This is a genomic window from Brevibacillus sp. YAE8, from assembly GCF_057543335.1.
Map to the genome: position 1 here is coordinate 1 of NZ_BAAIYG010000112.1, position 591 is coordinate 591.

The 591-nt window shown below is 44.7% G+C and carries 1 protein-coding gene; it reads right to left on the minus strand.

Annotated elements, in window-relative coordinates:
* A partial coding sequence (locus tag AC27IT_RS27875) for an AAA family ATPase (protein WP_487092274.1) occupies positions 1-591 on the minus strand: 591 nt, incomplete at both ends.

Genomic DNA, 591 nt, shown 5'->3' on the forward strand with positions numbered 1-591 from the left:
GTTTGCAAGCGGGATGCGTGCTTCTGGAAGTCCTAATCGCTCAGTTGCTTGAATAGCTGCTAGTGTCCTCATGCCGGCATCCGGATCAGCTAGTCCAATGTCTTCATAGGCAATGACTAAAAGGCGACGATTGATGCTGATCAAGTCTCCTGCTTCAATTAGCCGTCCCAAATAATGAAGAGCGGCATTTACGTCGCTGCCGCGAATCGATTTTTGAAAAGCCGATAATACATCATAGTGAGCGTCACCATTTTTATCATGTGAAAAATACTTTTGCTGCAGACATTCTTCTGCCGTTTGTAAGGTAATAACGATTTTACCATCGCCTTCACTTGTTGATAAAACAGCTAGTTCCAGAGCATTCAAAGCCGAGCGCACGTCACCGTTACAGCTGTTGGCAAAGTGGTTCATGGCGTCATCTTCTACGGCAATTTTTCTATCCCCAAATCCATTGGATGAGTCGTTGAGTGCTCTTGTTAGCGCCATTTTGATATCGTCTGGCGTAAGAGATTTTAATTCGAAGATTTGGCATCTGCTTCGAATAGCAGGATTAATCGCGTGATAAGGATTGCTTGTTGTCGCTCCGATTAG